Source organism: Halobacillus sp. BBL2006 (genome assembly GCF_000786645.1).
Lineage (GTDB): Bacteria > Bacillota > Bacilli > Bacillales > Halobacillaceae > Halobacillus.
On sequence record NZ_JRNX01000345.1, the window covers coordinates 1 to 1483 of the forward strand.

At 43.2% G+C, this 1483-nt stretch carries 1 protein-coding gene; it reads right to left on the reverse strand.

Features of this window, described 5'->3' with window-relative positions:
- Window positions 1–297: 297 nt before the first annotated feature.
- Entirely contained in the window at window positions 298–1224 is a 927-nt protein-coding gene (locus LD39_RS10900; RefSeq protein ID WP_035546211.1) for an oxidoreductase, read from the reverse strand.
- Between the last annotated feature and the right edge of the window lie 259 nt (window positions 1225–1483).

A 1483-nucleotide genomic window follows, 5' to 3' on the forward strand; every position in this document is an offset into this window, starting at 1 on the left:
CATTGAAAACTTGTATGAAATCAACGCAGATTCTTAGCGAAGGCAAAACACGAAGACTCCTACGGGAACAGCGCGAGCTGAAGATCCCGCAGGAAAGCGTTCTTTGCTTTCCGAGGAAGCTGTGGCCGTGCCCGTGGAAAGCGAGGTATTTTGACGGAGCGGTCATTCATTCTTTTTTTGGCACACAAAAATTCCAAACTGATTTCAACAAATCGTTCGGAATTTTTGGGTTTCATTCAGTTTTGTCCCAGCCTCTTTATTTGATCAACCAGAGAAACCGACATTCAATGGAGGGTATTAGATTGAAAATTGCACACCAGTCAACCGTTCAGACTCTTTCCATAGTAATTCTGCATCCATAACATCATACGCCTCTGTTTTCGGAGCGACGATAACAGGATCGCCTTTCATTTCCATAAAACCTGACGGTCCCAGGTAACGTCCTCCTTCCAGCGTAGGATCTGTTGCGGCACGAATCCCTGGCAAAGCTCCCTGAGAGGCACTTTGCGTCATTATGCGCAGCGGACCACTCAGCAGTTTATACAATAACTTATCTTCAAGGTGGCGAGCTAAGTTCGTTTGAGCCCCGCCCGGATGGGCAGCTAGACTTTTCATAGATAATCCTGCCTTCTCGATACGCCGCTGTAATTCAAAGGTGAACAACAAGTTAGCAAGCTTAGATTGTCCATACGATTTCATCGGTGAATACCCTTTTCCACCTTCAAACATCAAGTTATCAAAATCAATTTTTCCGGATTTGTGTGCATTGCTGCTTATGTTGATGACTCTGGCGTTTTCCGTTGCTTTTATTCGATCAAAAAGTAAAGCCGTCAAGGCAAAATGCCCGAGGTGGTTGGTACCCAACTGTAATTCGAATCCATCTTTTGTTTTACCATAAGGAGTCGTCATCACCCCTGCATTATTTAACAAAATGTCTAGACGATCATATTTTTGTCTGAAATTGTTAGCGAACTCTTTAACTGAATCCAAATTCTCCAGATCCAATTGCATCACTTCTATCGAGACGTCTGGATACTCTTTAAGGATGGAATGGCATGCTTCTTTGCCCCGCTCTAATGACCTTGAGGCCATAATGACCGTCGCTCCCTTTGTTGCAAAGGCTTTGACTGCCTCAAATCCGAGTCCTCCATTTCCACCGGTAACGACAGCTACTTTATTCACTAAGGATGGAATATCTTCGATAGACCATTCATGATTCTCCATTATATCAATCCTTCCTATTAAGAAACCCTTCCTTTTATACACCCTTTTATGATTGCAAATAAACATGATTCAGCATACCAATGCTTTTCATAAAATATATCTTTGTAAATGAACCCTATGGATATTCCACAAACGTGCAGAATTCAGTAAGACTCGATTTCGAGATACTGTCGGTTCCGTTGCTAAATACGGATTAGCATTGGGTGGGAAACAACTCGTCCAGCTGCAACGCCCAGACACTCGCGTCATAAGCAGAAAA

What these genes read in the sequence shown, in the direction of transcription:
- LD39_RS10900 (WP_035546211.1), bottom strand. Translation starts at nt 1,224, where the DNA reads ATGGAGAATCATGAATGGTCTATCGAAGATATTCCATCCTTAGTGAAT.